This is a genomic window from Desulfitobacterium hafniense DCB-2, from assembly GCF_000021925.1.
GTDB lineage: Bacteria > Bacillota > Desulfitobacteriia > Desulfitobacteriales > Desulfitobacteriaceae > Desulfitobacterium > Desulfitobacterium hafniense.
This window is the reverse complement of the sequence record NC_011830.1, coordinates 4049403-4067264: the sequence shown is the minus strand read 5'-3', so window position 1 is coordinate 4067264 and position 17862 is coordinate 4049403. Positions and strand designations below refer to the sequence as shown.

The window sequence follows — 17862 nt, the reverse complement described above, 5'->3', positions numbered from 1 at the left end:
TATGGAGAAAGGGGGCTCCTTAGAAGGATTTTTGATCACAGGGGGTTGTGATGATGGAGAGAGGCTTGGTTTTGGGAGCAGGGGGAGCACGGGGGCTGGCCCACCTGGGTTTCTTGCAGGTGTTGGAAGAGGAATCCATCAAGGTGGATTGTATCGTGGGGTGCAGTATTGGTGCCGTATTTGGTGCCCTTTGGGCAGCGGGGATGGATCTCTACCGCTTGGAGCGGCTTATTACCTACCAGGGATTTAGCAAGAGGCTTTGGGATCTTGCCGTCTCCCGGGATGGCCTGGTCAAAGGGGAAAAAGTCCTTGAGGCCATGCGCCTTTTGACGAGGGATCTGACCTTCGCCGAATTGAAGATTCCCTTAGCCGTTGTCGCCACCGATCTGGAAACAGGGGAAAGAGTTGTATTCCGGGAAGGCAGTGTGGCTCATGCCGTGCGGGCCAGCATCTCCATTCCCGGCATCTTCAAACCATACCGCTATCAAGGCCGGCTTTTTGTGGATGGAGCTGTCAAAAACCGTCTGCCCATCCAAGTGGCTAAGGATATTGGAGCGGAGAAAGTATTGGCAGTGGATGTGAAAAAGGGGCTTTCCACAAAGCTTAATACGGCCATGGATGTCATGCTGCAGGCTCTGGAGATCCTGGAAGAAGAGGTTTTTTGCACCCAGAAAGAAAAGGCTGATGTATTGATTCAGCCTGAAGTCGGTCATATAGGAGTCCTGCAATTTGATTTGGCGGAGGAGGCCATCGCCTTAGGAAGAACTGCAGCAAAGTCACAAATTTCTGAAATTGTTCGTAATTTCTATTGACTCTTGAAATGCAAACAAATTATGTTAAACTTATTAAGGTGTTTTATCGTGTGAGACAGAAAGAGAGATTCACACGAAATTTTGTGTTATTTTTTAAAAGTATCAAAGAAAAAGTCGCTTTTGGGGCAAAATGAAGCAGAAGAACCTTTGCTTAAAAGAGACAAAGACAGAAAGAAAATGGGTGGAAAAGAAAAATAGGGGGTAATCAATAGTGAAGATTCTTGTGATTAACTGTGGAAGTTCCTCGCTGAAATATCAATTATTGGATATGGACACACAAACACCGATAGCCAAGGGTCTAGTGGAGCGGATCGGACTTCCGGGCGCCGTGCTGACACACCGCCCGGCTGATGGTGAAAAAGAAATTATTACGGCGGAAATTCCTAATCATACGGTAGCTATCCAATTGGTTCTGGATGCCCTAGTGAATCCTGAATATGGCGTAGTGAAAAGCCTTGAGGAAATCGGGTCGGTGGGTCACCGTGTGGTTCATGGCGGCGAGAAATTTGCCAGTTCCGTATTGATCACGGATGAAGTCATGCAAGCCATCGAAGAATGCATCGAATTAGCGCCTCTTCACAACCCCCCCAATATTGCCGGAATTGAGGCTTGTCAAAAATTAATGCCGGGAGTGCCTCAAGTAGCTGTTTTCGATACTGCCTTTCACCAAACCATGCCCCCCCATGCCTACCTTTATGGATTGCCCTATGAATTTTATGAGAAATACAAAATCCGTAAATATGGTTTTCATGGGACTTCGCATAAATATGTGAGTCAACGGGCCGCTAAGCTGCTCAATCGTCCTGCTGAAGGATTGAAGCTGATCAGTTGTCATTTAGGCAATGGCTCCTCGATTACGGCGATTAAAGATGGCAAATCCATTGAAACCTCCATGGGCTTTACCCCTTTGGAAGGATTAATGATGGGAACCCGCTCCGGGGATTTGGATCCGGCCATTGTCTCCTTCATTCAACAAAAAGAAAACCTGTCTTCCGATGAAGTCAATGATTTTCTCAATAAAAAATGCGGAGTGCTGGGGCTTTCCGGAGTGAGCAGTGACTTCAGGGATATCGAACAAGCCCGTGATCAAGGAAACTATCGCGCCGCTTTGGCTCTGGATGTCTTTTCTCATGATGTGAAAAAATATATCGGCTCCTATGCAGCCGTCTTAAACGGTGCCGATGCCATTATCTTTACGGCCGGTTTAGGGGAAAACTCTGCGGAGATGCGGGAAGCGGTTGTTGATGGCCTGCAATACCTCGGTGCCAAACTGGATCTGGAAAAGAATAAGGTCCGCGGTAAGGAAGCTGATATTTCAGCTCCTGAGGCAACCTGCCGGGTCCTCGTCATTCCTACCAATGAAGAGTTGATGATTGCCCTGGATACTTTGGATATTATTCAGAAGGGTTAAGGAGTTTTCCTTGACAAAGAAAATCCAGCAAACTATAATAATGGTTGTGTATTGGAGTGGTCATTGTGCATATTAATGTCGCTCAAATTCGCCGTGATGAAAATGGAACTGCTCATTTTGATTTAAAGGAAGATTTTTCGGCCTTTGAGTCTGAACTTGAGGGGGTAGATTTTGTCGCTCCTGTACACGTTCAACTTCAGGTGAACAACACGGGAAAATCCTTGATTGTTAATGGGTCGATTGAGACTGAGCTTAAAGCTCAGTGCGGTCTCTGTCTCGAACCTTTTCACTATCAGATCCATCAGGATTATGAGGATGAATGGGTCTTTGCTCCTCAAGCTACAGAAGAGCAATTGGAGACGGCGCTGGTGTTCCATAAGGATGAGATCGATCTCACCGAGCGTATTCTTGAGCAAATCGTGTTGGCTTTGCCAATGAGGTTTATCTGTTCTTCTGAGTGCAAAGGGTTGTGTCCTGTTTGCGGTGTGAATCTTAATGAAAAATCTTGTGAGTGTAGCCAAGACAAGATTGATCCACGTTTTGCAGCCTTGGCCAACTGGCCTCGTGAAGATTGATTATTCGAAAGTTTAAAGGGGGTGTAATCAATGGGTGTTGCTCAACATCGCCAATCCAAATCCAGAGTACGTAAACGCCGGGCTATGTGGAAGTTAACTGCACCAAACCACATCGAATGCCCCCAATGCCATAAACCAAAACTGTCTCATCATGTTTGCCCAAGCTGCGGTTATTATAAAGCCAAAGAAGTTATTTCCATGGGTGAATAAGGTCAAGAGAAAGAAGCCGGAAGGGCTTCTTTTTTTATTTCAAAGTACCCCTAAATTAGCCCTTTTATCCCCAATGCTGAAATCATAAAATTCTTGCAATTACTGCATTTCACTGGTAAACTTGATCTTAGCAAGCATGGATAGCTCCCCAAAAATCATTATCTTAACGGACGTGTCGGATCGACTCCGACCACTCGCACCAATACAATTATAGCAACGGTTTGAACGGTTTATTCTTCGTTTGAGCCGTTTTTTATTGAGATGTGATGATTCTTTTGACGACGAGCCCCATGGAAGAGATTTCCGATTTATTGGAGTATCGGGAGGTTAGGCGGCTTAATGAAAATTATAAGTGACAAAATTCGAACAAGGCGGGATTTTGCTTTTTATGTTTTTAAGAAAGCATCTTTTCAATCACTTTTGCGTTTTGCAGATATAATTTTAGAAATAGTTGGTTTTATAATGCTAATAATAGGACTGCCAGTAGCTATTATCAGCACGCAGCTCGTTTGTAGTGTTTTAGGTGCGGTAATCTTTTTTATTGGTCTAATATTGAACATAATTAAATATGGAAAATATTCTAAGTATGAACTCAAAAGAACGAATGCATTTGATATAACAAAAATCATACAGTGTGAATCTGAATTTTCATCTGATAAAGGAACTGTGGAATTCACTCGAGAAGAATTAATCCTTAGCGAAAATAGCGAAGGCAAGAAAGATATAGATTGGATATTTATGTCACATGAATTAAATAAATATCTTTGCGATACGTCTTATACATTGAAATTAGAAGATCAAAAAGATGATTCTGTAAAAAAAGAGCAAATCACTAGGCTCATTAAAGGACATTGGGATACTCTGTCTCGTTATCTTATACATAAGGCGACAGAAGCATTTAAAAATGGTAAAGCTTTTTATAATGAAGATAAATTATGTATGGCTGATGGCTTCAGCCTGAATAGCGATGCTCACGTACTGAAGATAAATTGTTCAAAAGGAGGCTACTACGATTCCTATCTAACAAACAATATATATGAGCACCGTTTACGTGATAAGAATGGTGATAAGAAAAGTATAGCATATGCATCAGAAGCGTTCAGCCAAATGCGACCTTATTCAAAAAAAGGTGATAAATATAATAAGGCGGACATTAGTGAAAGTGATACTTTGAGAGCTTATAGAAACACTCTGTTAAATAATGAGTTTGGCGTATCAACAATTGCTATTACGAGAGATAATTATATTTTTCAATTAATCCAATCTGACAGAGCTCAGTCAAGTGGGCAGCTTATCGTCCCTTCTGGAAGTGGCTCGTGCGATTATGATGATATTTGTGGAGATGACTTTAGAAAGACCATAACCTATGCAATGCAGCGAGAATTGTGGGAAGAAACCGGCTTCAAATGTCCAAGAAAACAGAAGCGCCAAAGAATTGAGAAATTCGGCGAAACACATGTCATTGGCTTCTTCAGATGGCTCAAAAGAAATGGGAAGCCGGAGATGCTGGGCATTTCTTACATAGATGTCAATTACAACGATATAAAACCCAATGCGGCTGAGGTAAAAAAAGAAGCGGTTTTGGTAGACAGAATTCGTACTATTGACGATTTAAAGGAGTATCTGAAAAGAATAAAAGCCCAAACACATCCAATCGGATATAATGATTATGATGGCGTATCTGTGCCACTTTTGGCCTTGGTTATAGCGCTTGAGGAATTATTAAAGGATACTGAGATGGCATTGAAAGTTGCAAATGTTCTACGTTTGCAAGTATGATATCTTAACTATCAGTAAGAGAGATTGAGCGGGGGCAGAACGTATAATCCATCATTGGTTTCTGTCTAAGATTGTATGCTCCCTTAGAAAAGAGGTGCAGGCACAGAGGGCGATGTTCTCCAAATTGGATTTTAAGGCATAGTCGTTTGACTGTGCTTTTTTGCATTTTCTGTCGTTTTCTCCTAAATTTTAAAGGATCCTGATTCACAGAGGGCTTACTCCTTGTCATCAGAATCATCCTGATCTATAATATTAGTACCAGGTCGTAAAATAAGCAAAGTTGGTGGTATTATGACAAGACATCATAAACATGAACGCCATCAAGCGTTACGAGAGGAAATTGACAAGAATCCATTTTCGACAGATGAAGAGCTGGCCAGGCATTTTGGGGTAAGCGTCTCCACCATTCGCTTGGATCGGACGGAGCTCAGTATTCCTGAGCTGCGGGAACGGACCAAGGCTGTGGCTCATGAAGCTTATGACACCTTGAAGTCGTTAGGTGAAGCTGAGCTGGTTGGGGAGCTCCGGGGCCTCCATATTGGGGAATCAGGCTCCACCCTGCTCAAGATCGAAGAATCCATGGTTTTAAGCAAAGCACGGGTCACCCGGGGACATCATCTGTTCGCTCAGGCCAATTCTCTGGCCATTGCCCTGGTGGATGCGGAGATCGTGCTCACAGGGAGCGTGGATATGAAGTTCCTGCGTCCGGTCCGTTATGGAGAAACAGTCTTGGCTGAAGGAAAAGTCCTGCGCCGCAAAGGGAATAAATACTGGGTGGAGATTACAGCCCATGTCAACCAGGATCTTGTTTTGACCGGGACCTGGGTAGTGTTTGCCGTGGAAAAGCCCTTGGAAGTGTAAGAAGGGGGAGTTAATGTGATGAGAATCGCTGTAGACGCCATGGGAGGGGATCATGCCCCGGCCGAGATCGTCAAAGGAGCATTGCGCAGTATTGAACAGTTTGATATAGAGGTCATTTTGGTCGGGCAGCCGGAGCGTATCAAAGAATTTCTGCCTCAGGGTGAAGTGCCGGCCAGGGTGCGCATCAAAGAAGCCACTGAGGTGGTGGAGATGGATGAGCATCCGGCTCAGGCCGTGCGCAGGAAAAAGGATTCCTCCATCGTGGTGGCCACCCGTTTGGTGAAAGAAGGAGAAGCGGACGCCCTGGTCAGCGCGGGAAGCACTGGGGCCCAAATGGCTGCCTCCTTGCTTGGTTTAGGCCGGATCAAGGGGATTGACCGCCCGGCCATCGTGACCGTGCTGCCCACCTTAGAAGGAGGAAAGCTCCTCCTTGATGTGGGGGCCAATCCCGATGCCAAACCGGAACATCTCCTCCAGTATGCCATGATGGGAAGCATTTATGCCGAGAGCATCCTGGGTATCCAAAACCCCAAAGTGGGGCTTTTAAATATCGGGACAGAAGAAACTAAAGGAAATGAACTGACTCAGGCCACCTATCCCCTTCTCCAAAAGGCTCCCTTGAACTTTATCGGCAATGTGGAAGGCCGGGCCATACCTTATGGTCAGGCGGCGGATGTGGTGGTCTGTGAAGGGTTTGTAGGCAATGTGGTGCTCAAGACCACCGAAGGGCTGGCAGGAGCTTTATTCCAGCTGATTAAGGAGAAGATAACCGCCACACCCCTGCGCAAACTGGGGGCTCTGGCGATTAAACCCGGCTTGAAAGAAATCGCCAAAATGATGGATTATGCGGAATACGGGGGAGCCCCCCTGCTGGGTGTGAATGGCATCAGCATCATTTCCCATGGCAGTTCCAACGAGAAAGCCATATTTAATGCCATCCGCGTCGCTAAAGAATGTGTGGAGAGCGGTTTCATTGAGGAGATTAAAAAAGAGCTGCCGCGATTTACCGCTGCACAGGAGTAGACTGTGATCGATTACTGTACTTAAGAAAGAAGGAAGCAGCATGGTTAGTGTTGGAATCGTGGGCACAGGTTCCTATGTACCCGATAAGGTTTTGACGAATTTTGATCTGGAGCAGATGGTGGACACCAATGATCAATGGATAGTGAGCAGGACGGGGATTAAGGAACGGCACATCGCAGCTCCTGAGACTCCGGTATCCGAGCTTTGCTACCAGGCGGCTTTGCGGGCCTTAGAAGATGCCAAACTCGCTCCGGAAGAGCTGGATTTAGTGATTGTCGCCACCATAACCCCTGATTTTGTTTTTCCGGCCACAGCTTGCCTGGTGGCGGAACGCCTGGGAGCCAAAAAGGCGGCCGGTTTTGACCTGCAGGCCGCCTGCACGGGATTTTTATACGGAGTAGCCACTGCGGCTCAATTCATCGCTACCGGTATCTATAAAAATGCCCTGGTGATTGGCGGGGAAACCTTAAGCAAGATCTTAAACTGGGAAGACCGGGGGACCTGCATCCTGTTTGGAGACGGCGCCGGTGCGGCAGTTCTGCAGCCGGTGGAAGAGGGGTACGGATTCCTGGGCTATGACCTGGGTATGGATGGTGCGGGGGGCAGCCTTTTGACCATGCCGGGAGGGGGCTCCATGCACCCTGCTTCCGCAGAAACCGTGGCCAAGAAAATGCACACCATCCAGATGGCCGGCAGTGAAGTGTTCAAATTCGCCGTCCGCATTATGGGGGAGACCGCCTTAAAAGCGCTGGACAAGGCAGGTTTAGGGATCGGAGATGTGGATTGCCTTATTCCCCATCAGGCCAACACCCGCATTGTGGATGCGGCAGTCAAACGGCTGGGGATTGATGCCGGGAAAGTCGTGGTCAATCTGGACCGCTATGGGAATATGTCGGCGGCTTCCATCCCGGTGGCCCTGGATGAAGCAGCACGGAGCGGACGTTTAAACTATGGAGACATTATGGTGATGGTGGGCTTTGGCGGAGGCTTAACCTGGGGAGCCGCTGTTGTGAAGTGGTCCAAGAGAGGGGTTTAGTGAATGATTAAAACGAAACTTTGTGATCTCATCGGCATTGAGTATCCTATTTTTCAAGGAGGTATGGCTTGGACTGCTACCGGTGAACTGGCGGCCGCGGTGTCGGAAGCAGGAGGCTTAGGCATTATCGGCGCCGGCCAGGCTCCGGCGGATTGGCTGCGCCAGGAAATTCATAAGATTAAAAAGGTAACTAATAAACCTTATGGTGTCAATGTCATGCTCATGTCTCCCTTTGTCGAGGATGTGATGCAAGTGATTGTGGAGGAAAGGGTTCCCGTCATTACTACAGGGGCGGGCAATCCGGGAAAATACATCCCCATGCTCAAAGAGGTGGGGACGAAGATCATTCCGGTAGTGGCTTCGGTGGCTTTGGCCAGACGTTTGGAAAAAGCCGGGGTGGACGCTCTGATCGCTGAAGGGATGGAATCCGGCGGCCATATCGGTGAAATCAGCACCTTGCCTTTGGTGCCCCAGGTGGTGGATGCGGTAAGTATTCCTGTGATTGCCGCCGGGGGGATTTATGATGGACGGGGAATGGTGGCAGCCCTGGCTTTAGGGGCAGAGGGTGTACAAATGGGAACCCGCTTCATGTGTGCTGAAGAGTGCACCATTTCCTCTAAGGTTAAAGAAATGATCCTCAAGGCCAAGGATCGGGACACCGTGGTGACGGGACGCTCCACAGGCCATCCTGTCCGCTGCCTGGGCAATAAACTGACCAGGGAGTTCGAGCAGCTGGAGAAAGAGGGAACCGATCCGGAAGTCCTGGAAAAAATGGGTGCAGGCAAACTGCGTCTGGCCATGGTGGAAGGAGATACCCAAAATGGCTCCGTGATGTCCGGGCAAATCGCCGGAGCGGTCCAGAAGATCGAACCGGCGGCGGTTATCATTCAGGACGTGATGCAAGGGGCTGAGCGGGAGCTGGCCCGGCTCAGTCAGCGCTTCGGCAGATAGGGGAAAGGAGCAACGGATTTGGCCAAAATAGCATGCATTTTCCCCGGTCAGGGCTCCCAATACGTAGGCATGGGTAAAGAACTTTTTGCCACCGGCTGGGGCCAGGAAGTGCTGACGACTGGACAGCGTGTTCTTGGGGAAGAATTGATAAGGATCCTCCTGGAAGGACCGGAGGAGGAATTGAAAAAAACCACCTATACTCAGCCCGCCATTTTGTTGACCAGTATGGCGGCTTGGCGGGGACTGCAGGAGGCCGGGATTCGCCCCGATTACTTGGCCGGCCATAGTCTGGGTGAGTATTCGGCCTATACCGCGGCCGGGAGTATTTCCCTTGAGGAAGCCTTAAGGGTGGTGCGTCGCCGGGGAGAACTGATGCAGGCGGCTGTTCCCGAGGGCCAGGGTGCCATGGCTGCCATTCTCGGCTTGGAGAATGCCAAGGTGGAGGAAGCCTGCCGCCAAGCACGGGAAGAAGGCGGTTGGATCGTTGGCCCGGCCAATTATAATTCTCCGGGGCAGGTTGTGATCTCCGGCGAGACCGATGGCGTGCAGAAAGCCTGCCACTATGCTAAAGAGCTGGGGGCGAAGCGAGCCCTGCCCTTGGCAGTCAGCGGCCCCTTTCACTCTCCCTTGATGGCGGAAGCCGGCAAGGAGCTGCGTCAGGTGCTGGCAGCCGTGGCTTGGCAGGACCCCAATGTTCCTGTGATTGCCAACATTGATGCCCAAGAAGTCAGGGAAGGCAGCATGATTGTGGAGAGTCTGGTGCGGCAAGTCAGCGGGGCCGTGCTTTGGGAGCAATCCATCCGCCTCTTGGGCGAGCAAGGGGTTGACACCTTTATTGAGCTGGGTCCGGGGAAGGTTTTAACAGGATTGGTTAAGAAAATTCTTCCCGGTGCGACCCTGATTAATGTAGAAGATTCTTCTTCTTTAGGAAAAGCTACTTGCATATTTAAAGGAGAGTAGATAAAATGTTGCTGAATAATAGCGTAGCCATTGTCACCGGAGGAAGTCGCGGCATTGGACGTGCCATTGCCTTGGAACTGGCCCGTGCCGGGGCTAAAGTGGTGGTGAACTATGCCGGACATGGGGAAAAGGCGGAAGAGACTCTGAGCCTCATTCAGGAAGCGGGCGGAGAGGCTTTGGCAGTTCAGGCTGATGTCAGCCAGGTTGAAGATGTGGAACGGCTGATTCAGACCACCCTTAAAACCTATGGCAAGATCGATATTCTGGTCAATAATGCCGGAATTACCCGCGACACCCTGCTGCTGCGTATGAAGGAAACGGATTGGGATGCGGTACTGGATACCAATCTCAAAGGGGTTTTCTTATGCACGAAGGCGGTCAGCAAGTCCATGATGAAGCAACGCTCCGGAGTGATTATCAATATCTCCTCTGTGGTCGGTATTACCGGCAATGCAGGACAAGCAAATTACTCAGCGGCCAAAGCGGGAATCATTGGCTTTACCAAATCCATTGCCAAGGAGCTGGGCTCCCGTGGCATCCGGGTCAATGCAGTGGCTCCGGGGTATATTTCTACAGATATGACGGAATCCTTAGGAGAAGAGGTCCGGGAGCAGGTCATGACCCAGATTCCTCTGGGCAGAATGGGTCAGCCTGAGGATATAGCCAGGACGGTCGTCTTTTTGGCTTCACCGGCCGCTTCCTACATCACTGGGCAAACTTTAGCCGTAGACGGCGGCATGGCTATGTAATAGTTTCAGCGAACCTTGAGAGGAGGTGAACAGGCAGCATGAGCGTTTTTGACAAAGTGAAATCAATCGTAGTGGATCAACTTGGGGTAGAAGAAGATGAAATTACATTAGAAACCACCTTCGCAGATCTGAATGCGGATTCCCTGGATATCGTTGAACTTATTATGGCTCTTGAAGAAGAATTTGATCTCGATATTCCGGATGAGGATGCAGAGAAAATTCGTAATGTCGGTGATGCAGTAAATTACATCAAGGAAAACCAATAAGACTCAAGGTCCCCTAAGTACATAGAGAGTCCCGTAGAATACTGCGGGACTTTCTTTAAAGCTCTCTTCCTGCCAATTCCCAAGGGTGAGTCAGAAGCTGATTTTAGTATCAGGTCCTAATTTTCTGTCCCGGGGACAGCCTTGCCCTTGGCATTGAGAAGGTTAATATACGGAATGAAATGAAGCGACTATGTGGAAAATATCGGTATCATAATGCTTTGGATTTGAATGGAGGAACTTAAGTGAAAATTCCAGAACTCCGCATCGCCCATCATATAGCTAAGATGCCTGTAATTCAAGGAGGAATGGCGGTTAGAATATCCATGGCTCCTTTAGCAGCGGCCGTTGCTGAGGAAGGTGGAATCGGCTTGATTGCCGGAAGTGGTTTGAGCGTTGAAGAATTAAAGCAGGAAATCAGAGAAGCCAGGAAGCGCACCAAGGGGATTATCGGGGTGAACATCATGTTTGCGGTGCGTGAGTTTGCTCAGCTTGTCAAAGCAGCCTTTGATGAAAAGATTGACCTGCTGGTTTCCGGGGCAGGTTTTTCCAGAGATATGTTCACCTGGGGCCAGGAAGCGGGAATCCCTGTGGTGCCCATCGTGTCTTCCGCCAAGCTGGCCCGCTTATCCGAAAAGCTCGGTGCGGCGGCGGTGATTGTGGAAGGACATGAAGCGGGCGGACATTTAGGGACCGAACGCCCCATGCGGGAGATTCTGCCTGAGGTTAAGGAAGCTGTAAAGATCCCCGTTATTGGCGCGGGGGGAGTCATGGATGGCCAAGATGTGGCGGAGGTTCTGCGCTTAGGGGCTGACGGAGTACAGATGGGCACCCGTTTCGCCCTCAGTACCGAGAGCAGCGCCGCTCCGGAATGGAAGCAGCATCTCCTTGATGCTCAGGCAGAGGATATGGTCATTGTCCATAGCCCCGTGGGTCTGCCGGGGCGGGGCATCCGCAATCCCTTTACCGAGGCCTTGGCGGCAGGGAAGAATGTCCGGCGGATCGGCTGCGACCAATGCCTCAAGCATTGTGAGCGGAATTTTTGCATCATGGAGCGCCTGATCAAGGCTCAGCAAGGGGATATGAAAGAAGGCCTTGTCTTCTCAGGAGCTCATTATTCCCGCATCAAAAAAGTTTTATCGGTCCATGAGATCTTTGAAGATATTCGTGAACAAATACTCCGGGCCTAGACAAGGATTGAGCTACTTTACTGACAGTGGGATTAAAGGAGGATAAAGATGGAAAAGCAACGAGCGGTTATTACAGGAATGGGTGTGGTATCCCCGGTTGGGAGTAACCTGGAAACATTCTGGAACAGCTTAATTACCGGACAATCAGGGATAGATTTTGTCACTCGTTTTGATGTGGGGGATATGCCCACGAAAGTAGCGGGGGAGATTAAGGATTTTGAGCCTACGGATTGGCTGGATCGTAAAGAAAGCCGCCATATGGATCGCTTTACCCAGTTGGCTATGGCTGCGGCTAAAATGGCCGTCCAGGATTCCGGGTTAAATCTGGACCAGGTCAATAAGGAAAGGGCCAGCTGTATTGTGGGAACCGGAGTGGGCGGGGTCACCACCCTGGAACAGCAGAAAGAAGTCCTCATGAATAAAGGGCCGGGAAGAATCAGCCCCTTCTTTATTCCTATGCTGATCTCCAATATGGCTGCCGGTCATATTTCCCTTGAATTCGGCCTTCAGGGCTCCAGCTTAAGTGTGGCCACCGCCTGCGCCTCGGCTACCAATGCCATCGGTGAGGCCATGCGCCTGATCGAGCACGGCTATGCCGATGTAGTGCTTTGCGGCGGCACGGAAGCCCCTATTGTACCTTTGGCCTTTGCGGGTTTTTGCGCCATGAAAGCCATGTCCACGGAGAAGGAAAATCCCCGGGAAGCCTGCCGTCCTTTCGACGCCAGAAGGTCGGGGTTTGTCATGGGTGAAGGAGCGGGAATCCTCGTTCTGGAATCCCTGGAGCATGCCCAAAAGCGGCAGGCCAGGATTTACGCTGAGCTTTCCGGATATGGCAGCACCTGTGACGCCTATCATATCACCTCTCCGGCGCCGGGAGGAGCAGGAGCCATCCAATCCATGCAGGCGGCCTTGACAGGAGCTGAGGTGCGGCCGGAAGAAGTGGATTATATCAACGCCCATGGCACAGGAACCAATGCCAACGACTCGGCGGAGACGGCGGCGATTAAAGCCCTCTTCGGGGAAGCGGCGCAAAAAGTGGCCATCAGCTCCACCAAGTCCATGACCGGGCATCTCTTAGGAGCGGCAGGAGCTATCGAAGCCATCGCCTGCGCTTTAACCATTAAGAATAGCATGATTCCACCCACCATAAACTATGGAGAGCCTGACCCGGAATGCGATTTGGATTATGTTCCCAATGCCGCCCGGCCAAAAGAAGTTCAAGTTGCTTTATCAAATACCTTTGGTTTTGGAGGACATAATGCTACAATTGTATTAAAACGTTATTAGGTGAGTAAGGAGTATGAGCGGTGGAAAAAAAACATCAGGGTACAGCAAAAACAACTAAGCATAATCTGCAGGGGAATAAACGTCATAAGTATCATGCCGATACTTTGCAGCGGATTCCTACAGGAATAGGTTTAGCGAAACGGTTGGAGTTGGATGATCCCCCCAATCGCTTGTTCACGACTGCTTTAACCCACCCCTCGTATTTGTTTGAGAATCCCCAATCCGGTCTGGAGAACAACCAAAGGCTGGAGTTTCTGGGTGACGCCATTCTGGATTTTGTGGTAGCGGAGTATCTTTACCTGAGTTATCCGGAGCGGCCTGAAGGTGAATTGACGAAGATGCGGGCGGCGGTGGTCAACGAGAGCACCTTAGCCCGCACTGCCAAGAAGATTCGGCTGGGGGAAGAATTGCTTCTGGGTAAAGGTGAACAGGTCTCAGGGGGCAGGGAAAGGCCTTCCATCTTAGCCGATGCCTGGGAGGCTATCGTGGGGGCTGTCTATTTGCAGTATGGCTTCCAAGAGGCGAGGAGAGTGGTTCTGACCTTGCTGAAGGAAGAAATTGCCGAAGTAGCCCAAGGCAACTACGGCGATTATAAGACCATGCTCCAGGAAAAAGCCCAGCGGGAAGAGACGGAAGTCACTTATCGTATCCTGGCCGAGGAAGGCCCGGATCATAATAAGCGCTTTACAGCCGGGGTATTCCTCCAGGGAAATCTGCGGGGCAAGGGCATCGGACGGACCAAAAAGGAAGCAGAACAACGGGCAGCCCAACAAGTGTTAGATGAGTTTGGGGGGGAGAACAATGGCTAAAGCCGATACTCTCCCTGTTTTCTTGAAATCCATTACAATCCAAGGGTTTAAGTCCTTTGCGGACAAAGTGAAGCTGGAATTAGGGCAGGGCTTGAGTGTGGTAGTGGGGCCCAATGGGAGCGGCAAAAGCAATGTGGCCGATGCCATCCGCTGGGTTCTGGGGGAACAGAGCGCCAAAAACCTCAGGGGCAGCAAGATGGAGGATGTCATTTTCTCCGGCAGCAGTGTGCGGCGCCCGGTGGGGATGGCCGAGGTTTCCTTATTTTTTGATAACTCCACGGGGATTTTTCCCCTGGAGTATCAGGAAGTGATCATCACCCGCAGAGTCTATCGGGACGGAGAGGGACAATATTTTATCAACCGCTCCTCCTGCCGCCTTAAGGATATCCATGAACTTTTTATGGATACCGGTGCGGGCAAAGAAGGGTTTTCCATTATTGGTCAAGGCCGGGTCGAGGAGATTCTCAATCTGCGCTCCGAAGAACGGCGCACCTTGATCGAAGAAGCTTCAGGAATAACCAAATACCGCATGCGCAAACGGGAAGCACTTAAGCGTTTGGATGAAACGGAACATAATTTAGAGCGGATCAGGGATATCCTGGCCGAGATCGAAGGGCAATTAGGACCTTTGGAAGAGCAAGCCACCATAGCCAGGGAAGCTGTGGAGCTGACCACAGAACAAAAAGCCCTGGAGATCGAGATGGTGGCCTTTGATTTAAAAGAGGTGCGCCATAAGCTGACTTCCTCCGTTCAGGAAACGGAAGAACTTCAGTCGGCCATCGCCGCGGCAGTAGCGGATCTAAGCCAGAAGGAAAGCGGCATCCTCAGCAACAAAGTGAAGCTCAATCTTCTGGATGAGCAGATCCAGAAGCAGCAGGAAACCACCTACCAATTGGATCAAGCAGTCAACCAAATCGTTCAGGAGTTGCGGCTCCGCCAGGAGCGGGAAGGCTACCTCGGCGAGCAGATTAATCGTGTCACCACGGAGCTCTCCAATCATGAGGAGAAGGTTCGCCAGAGTACAGAACAGCTCAGAGCCTTAGAGGACAGAAAAGCCCTCTTACATAAGACTCTGGACCAGGCTAATCAGGCTTTGGCGGCGGATGAACAACGCTTGGTCGAGGCTAAAGCCAGGAATGGCTTAGAGGAAATTGAAATCCTCAGGGGCAGTCTCTCCCATCTGCAGAGCAAGCTGGCCGAGTCCAGCGCAGAATTAAACCGCCTTACCCATCAGTTGGCTACCCTGAATTCAACCCATGAGCAATTGATTAAAGAAAAAAAGGATAAAGAAGGAGCCCTGCTCTCTCATGAGCAGCAGGAGGCCCAGGTTCAGGAGCAGCTTAAAACCCAGGAAGGGCTGCAGACGGATATCCGGCTCCAGGCAGAGAAGGCCCAGCAGGAAAATGCTCAGTTCCGTGAGCAGAGCAAAGCAGGGCAGAGGGAGCTCCAGGAACTGAATCGGGACCTGGAGAAAAAATCAGCCCGCTATCATGCCCTGAAGAACCTGGAAGACTCCCTGGAAGGCTATCAACGGGGTGTCCGGGAGCTGATGCTGGCCAAGAAAAAAAACCAGCCTTCCTGCGGAGATCTCTGCGGCACCCTGGCGGATCTTCTTCAGGTTGAAGAGCGTTATGAGGTGGCCATCGAGGTCGCCCTGGGGGCAGGTATTCAGAATATCGTTACCGCAACGGAACGGGGTGCCAAGGAAGCCGTTCATTATCTGAAAAGCCACAATCTGGGTCGGGCCACTTTTTTACCCCTGGATGTGATTCAAGGGGGCAAAGCCGCTGTGGCCAAAGAGGCGGCCAAGGACCCCGGCTTCATCGGCGTGGCGGTGGATCTTATCACCTTCGCCGAAAAATACCGCAAGGCCTTTGAATCCCAACTGGGCAGAACCCTCATCGTCACGGATATGGAGGCGGCCACCCGGGTGGCCAGAGCCTCGGGCTATCGCGCCCGCATCGTGACCCTGGAGGGGGATCAGGTTCACCCGGGGGGCTCCCTGACCGGGGGCAGCCTGCAAAGAAAAGGCTCCAACATCTTGGGACGTTCCCGGGAAATCCAGGAACTCCGGCAGGAGTGCGACGAAAGACGCACCCAGCAAAAGGAACTGGAGCTCAAAGCAGGGGCTCTCAGCATCCAAATCCAAAAAGGTGAGGAAAACCTTAAGCATCTGATGGCTGAAGAGCAGGAGCTTAAATCCGCTCTGGCCGTGTTAAGAACTCAGGAGCTTAATCTCCGGGCCCAGGCCCAAAGGATTCGTGATGAAATAACCGCCGTAACCATCCGTGTGGCCGGGATAGAGCAGGAACGGGATGAGCTGCAAAGCCATAAGGCCCTGGAGGCAGAAGAGCAAAGCAAGCTTACAGACAGCATCCAAGAGGCTCAGGAAGCCTTGGCCCGGCAGGAAGAAAAGAATCGCCAGGCCAGCCGGGAGATGGAACAGCTTCAAGAAAGACTGACCCAAACCAAGGTGCAGGCGGCTAAGTGGGAGCAGGAGCTCAAGCAGGCTGTGGAGCGCCTGGTCCAGGATCAGGCCCTGCTGGGGGAGAACAAGCATCTCCTGGAGCGCAAGCGCAAGGATTTGCAGGATTTAGAAGAGAGCAAAGCCCGTCTGGCCTTCGAACAGGGAGACTGGGAGAGCCGCCGCAGGGAAGCAGGAGAGCAGCAGCAGCAAGCCCAGGAAGTCCTCATCGCTTTGCGCAAAGAGCGGGAGGTTCTGTCCAAGGAGCTGATGGATCAGGAAGGCCTCGCCCAAAAGAAAAGGCAGGAGCAGCAGACCCTGGAACAAAAGCTGCACAACCTGGAGCTGAAGACGGCCCGCTGGGATGCCGAATGGGAAACCGGCTCCAAACGGTTACTGGAAGAATTCGACCTGACTTGGGAAGAGGCTCAAGCCTACCAAAGTGAAAGAAACCGTGCCGAGCTGGCGGCCAGAGTCCAGGAGATTAAACTGCGGATGGAGCTGCTGGGCCCTGTGAACCAGGCGGCCATTGAAGAATATCCGAAGCTTCAGGAGCGCTTTGATTTTCTATCGGTGCAAAAGCAGGATCTGGAGGAGGCCAATGAATCCCTCCAGCAACTCATCGCCGAACTGGATAAAACCATGTCGGAACGTTTCGAAGAAGGATTTATAGCGGTCAACGAAGCCTTTAAAGTGGTCTTCAAGGAACTGTTCAACGGAGGCTATGCGGAACTTCGCTTAGTAGACCCGGCCAATCTTCTGGATACGGGGGTAGAGATCATCGCCCAGCCCCCGGGAAAAAAGCCCCAGCTGCTGTCTCTCCTTTCCGGAGGAGAGCGTGCTCTGACAGCCATCGGACTGCTCTTCGCCCTGCTTAAGGTGAAGCCCAGCCCCTTCTGTGTCCTTGATGAAATCGAGGCTTCCCTGGATGATGCCAATGTCAGCCGCTTTGCCCAATACATTCACCGCTTGGCAAACTCCACCCAGTTCCTGGTCATCTCGCACCGCAAAGGAACCATGGAAGCAGCCGATGTCCTCTATGGCATCACCATGGAGGAGTCGGGTGTATCTAAGCTGCTCTCTGTTCAGTTGGAAGGCCAGGACAAGGATACTAGGATGGCTTGAGAGGATTGCGGAAGTTGGGATGGGTTTTGATAGGTCTAAGGATTATCTTTAGTTGGAGATGTTAGAGAATAAAGTTAAGTTGAAGAGGATGCTTCTCTTTAAAGAGGGCATCTTTTGGCTTTTTAAAGATAATAAAATATATGTAAATGTAACCTGAGTCGCATTATTATCGGTATTGCCGCTAGAGCATGAGATAATGAGGCTGAAGTAATCGGCCTTACTGCATAAGTATGAGTTTATTGTCATGATTCAGCAATCTGTTAAAATGAGTTGAAAAAGTATTCTGTTTGTTTCAATTAAGCCGATCTCTCACCTATTATTGACATTTTTTCACAAGAAGAAATTGATAAAAATTAG

General features: G+C 50.1%; 16 protein-coding genes. All 16 read left to right on the top strand.

Going from position 1 to position 17862, the window contains the following annotated elements:
* Positions 1–53: 53 nt before the first annotated feature.
* The 16 genes from DHAF_RS19115 (at position 54) to smc (ending at position 17505) form a co-directional block, all read left to right on the top strand.
* Complete coding sequence (locus DHAF_RS19115) at positions 54–812, top strand: patatin family protein (RefSeq protein WP_041271995.1); 759 nt, start codon at positions 54–56, stop codon at positions 810–812.
* Positions 813–1023: 211 nt separating this feature from the next.
* Positions 1024–2223, top strand: a complete 1200-nt coding sequence (locus tag DHAF_RS19110) for an acetate kinase (RefSeq protein WP_015944823.1) — start codon at positions 1024–1026, stop codon at positions 2221–2223.
* Between the two features lie 65 nt (positions 2224–2288).
* On the top strand, positions 2289–2798 hold the full coding sequence (locus tag DHAF_RS19105) for a YceD family protein (RefSeq protein ID WP_015944822.1): 510 nt from the start codon (positions 2289–2291) through the stop codon (positions 2796–2798).
* A 30-nt stretch (positions 2799–2828) separates the two neighbouring features.
* Positions 2829–3008 carry a 50S ribosomal protein L32 gene (gene rpmF / locus DHAF_RS25365; RefSeq protein WP_015944821.1) on the top strand — a complete coding sequence of 60 codons (180 nt, stop codon included), beginning with the start codon at positions 2829–2831 and terminating at the stop codon, positions 3006–3008.
* A gap of 339 nt (positions 3009–3347) precedes the next feature.
* A complete protein-coding gene (locus DHAF_RS19100) occupies positions 3348–4787 on the top strand; it encodes a hypothetical protein (RefSeq protein ID WP_015944820.1) in 1440 nt (479 codons plus the stop codon).
* A gap of 291 nt (positions 4788–5078) precedes the next feature.
* Positions 5079–5648: a transcription factor FapR gene (gene fapR / locus DHAF_RS19095; protein ID WP_015944819.1), complete on the top strand. Its 570-nt coding sequence runs from the start codon at positions 5079–5081 to the stop codon at positions 5646–5648.
* An 18-nt stretch (positions 5649–5666) separates the two neighbouring features.
* Positions 5667–6671 (top strand): phosphate acyltransferase PlsX, encoded by a 1005-nt coding sequence (plsX, locus tag DHAF_RS19090; protein WP_015944818.1) that lies wholly within the window; start codon positions 5667–5669, stop codon positions 6669–6671.
* 40 nt (positions 6672–6711) lie between these two features.
* On the top strand, positions 6712–7707 hold the full coding sequence (locus DHAF_RS19085; RefSeq protein ID WP_015944817.1) for a beta-ketoacyl-ACP synthase III: 996 nt from the start codon (positions 6712–6714) through the stop codon (positions 7705–7707).
* A gap of 3 nt (positions 7708–7710) precedes the next feature.
* The gene (gene fabK / locus DHAF_RS19080; RefSeq protein WP_015944816.1) at positions 7711–8658 is read left to right on the top strand and encodes an enoyl-[acyl-carrier-protein] reductase FabK; all 948 of its coding nucleotides are present in this window, start codon (positions 7711–7713) and stop codon (positions 8656–8658) included.
* Between the two features lie 18 nt (positions 8659–8676).
* Positions 8677–9618, top strand: a complete 942-nt coding sequence (fabD, locus tag DHAF_RS19075) for an ACP S-malonyltransferase (protein ID WP_015944815.1) — start codon at positions 8677–8679, stop codon at positions 9616–9618.
* 5 nt (positions 9619–9623) lie between these two features.
* Positions 9624–10367, top strand: coding sequence for a 3-oxoacyl-[acyl-carrier-protein] reductase (gene fabG, locus DHAF_RS19070; protein WP_015944814.1), 744 nt, complete (start codon positions 9624–9626; stop codon positions 10365–10367).
* A 38-nt stretch (positions 10368–10405) separates the two neighbouring features.
* Positions 10406–10633, top strand: coding sequence for an acyl carrier protein (acpP, locus tag DHAF_RS19065; RefSeq protein WP_005813415.1), 228 nt, complete (start codon positions 10406–10408; stop codon positions 10631–10633).
* Between the two features lie 242 nt (positions 10634–10875).
* Complete coding sequence (locus DHAF_RS19060) at positions 10876–11820, top strand: NAD(P)H-dependent flavin oxidoreductase (protein WP_005813418.1); 945 nt, start codon at positions 10876–10878, stop codon at positions 11818–11820.
* A gap of 48 nt (positions 11821–11868) precedes the next feature.
* Positions 11869–13107 (top strand): beta-ketoacyl-ACP synthase II, encoded by a 1239-nt coding sequence (gene fabF, locus DHAF_RS19055; RefSeq protein WP_015944813.1) that lies wholly within the window; start codon positions 11869–11871, stop codon positions 13105–13107.
* A gap of 20 nt (positions 13108–13127) precedes the next feature.
* Positions 13128–13916, top strand: a complete 789-nt coding sequence (gene rnc, locus DHAF_RS19050; protein WP_015944812.1) for a ribonuclease III — start codon at positions 13128–13130, stop codon at positions 13914–13916.
* The gene (smc, locus tag DHAF_RS19045; RefSeq protein ID WP_015944811.1) at positions 13909–17505 is read left to right on the top strand and encodes a chromosome segregation protein SMC; all 3597 of its coding nucleotides are present in this window, start codon (positions 13909–13911) and stop codon (positions 17503–17505) included. Before rnc ends, smc begins: the two co-directional genes overlap by 8 nt.
* The last annotated feature ends 357 nt before the right edge of the window (positions 17506–17862 follow it).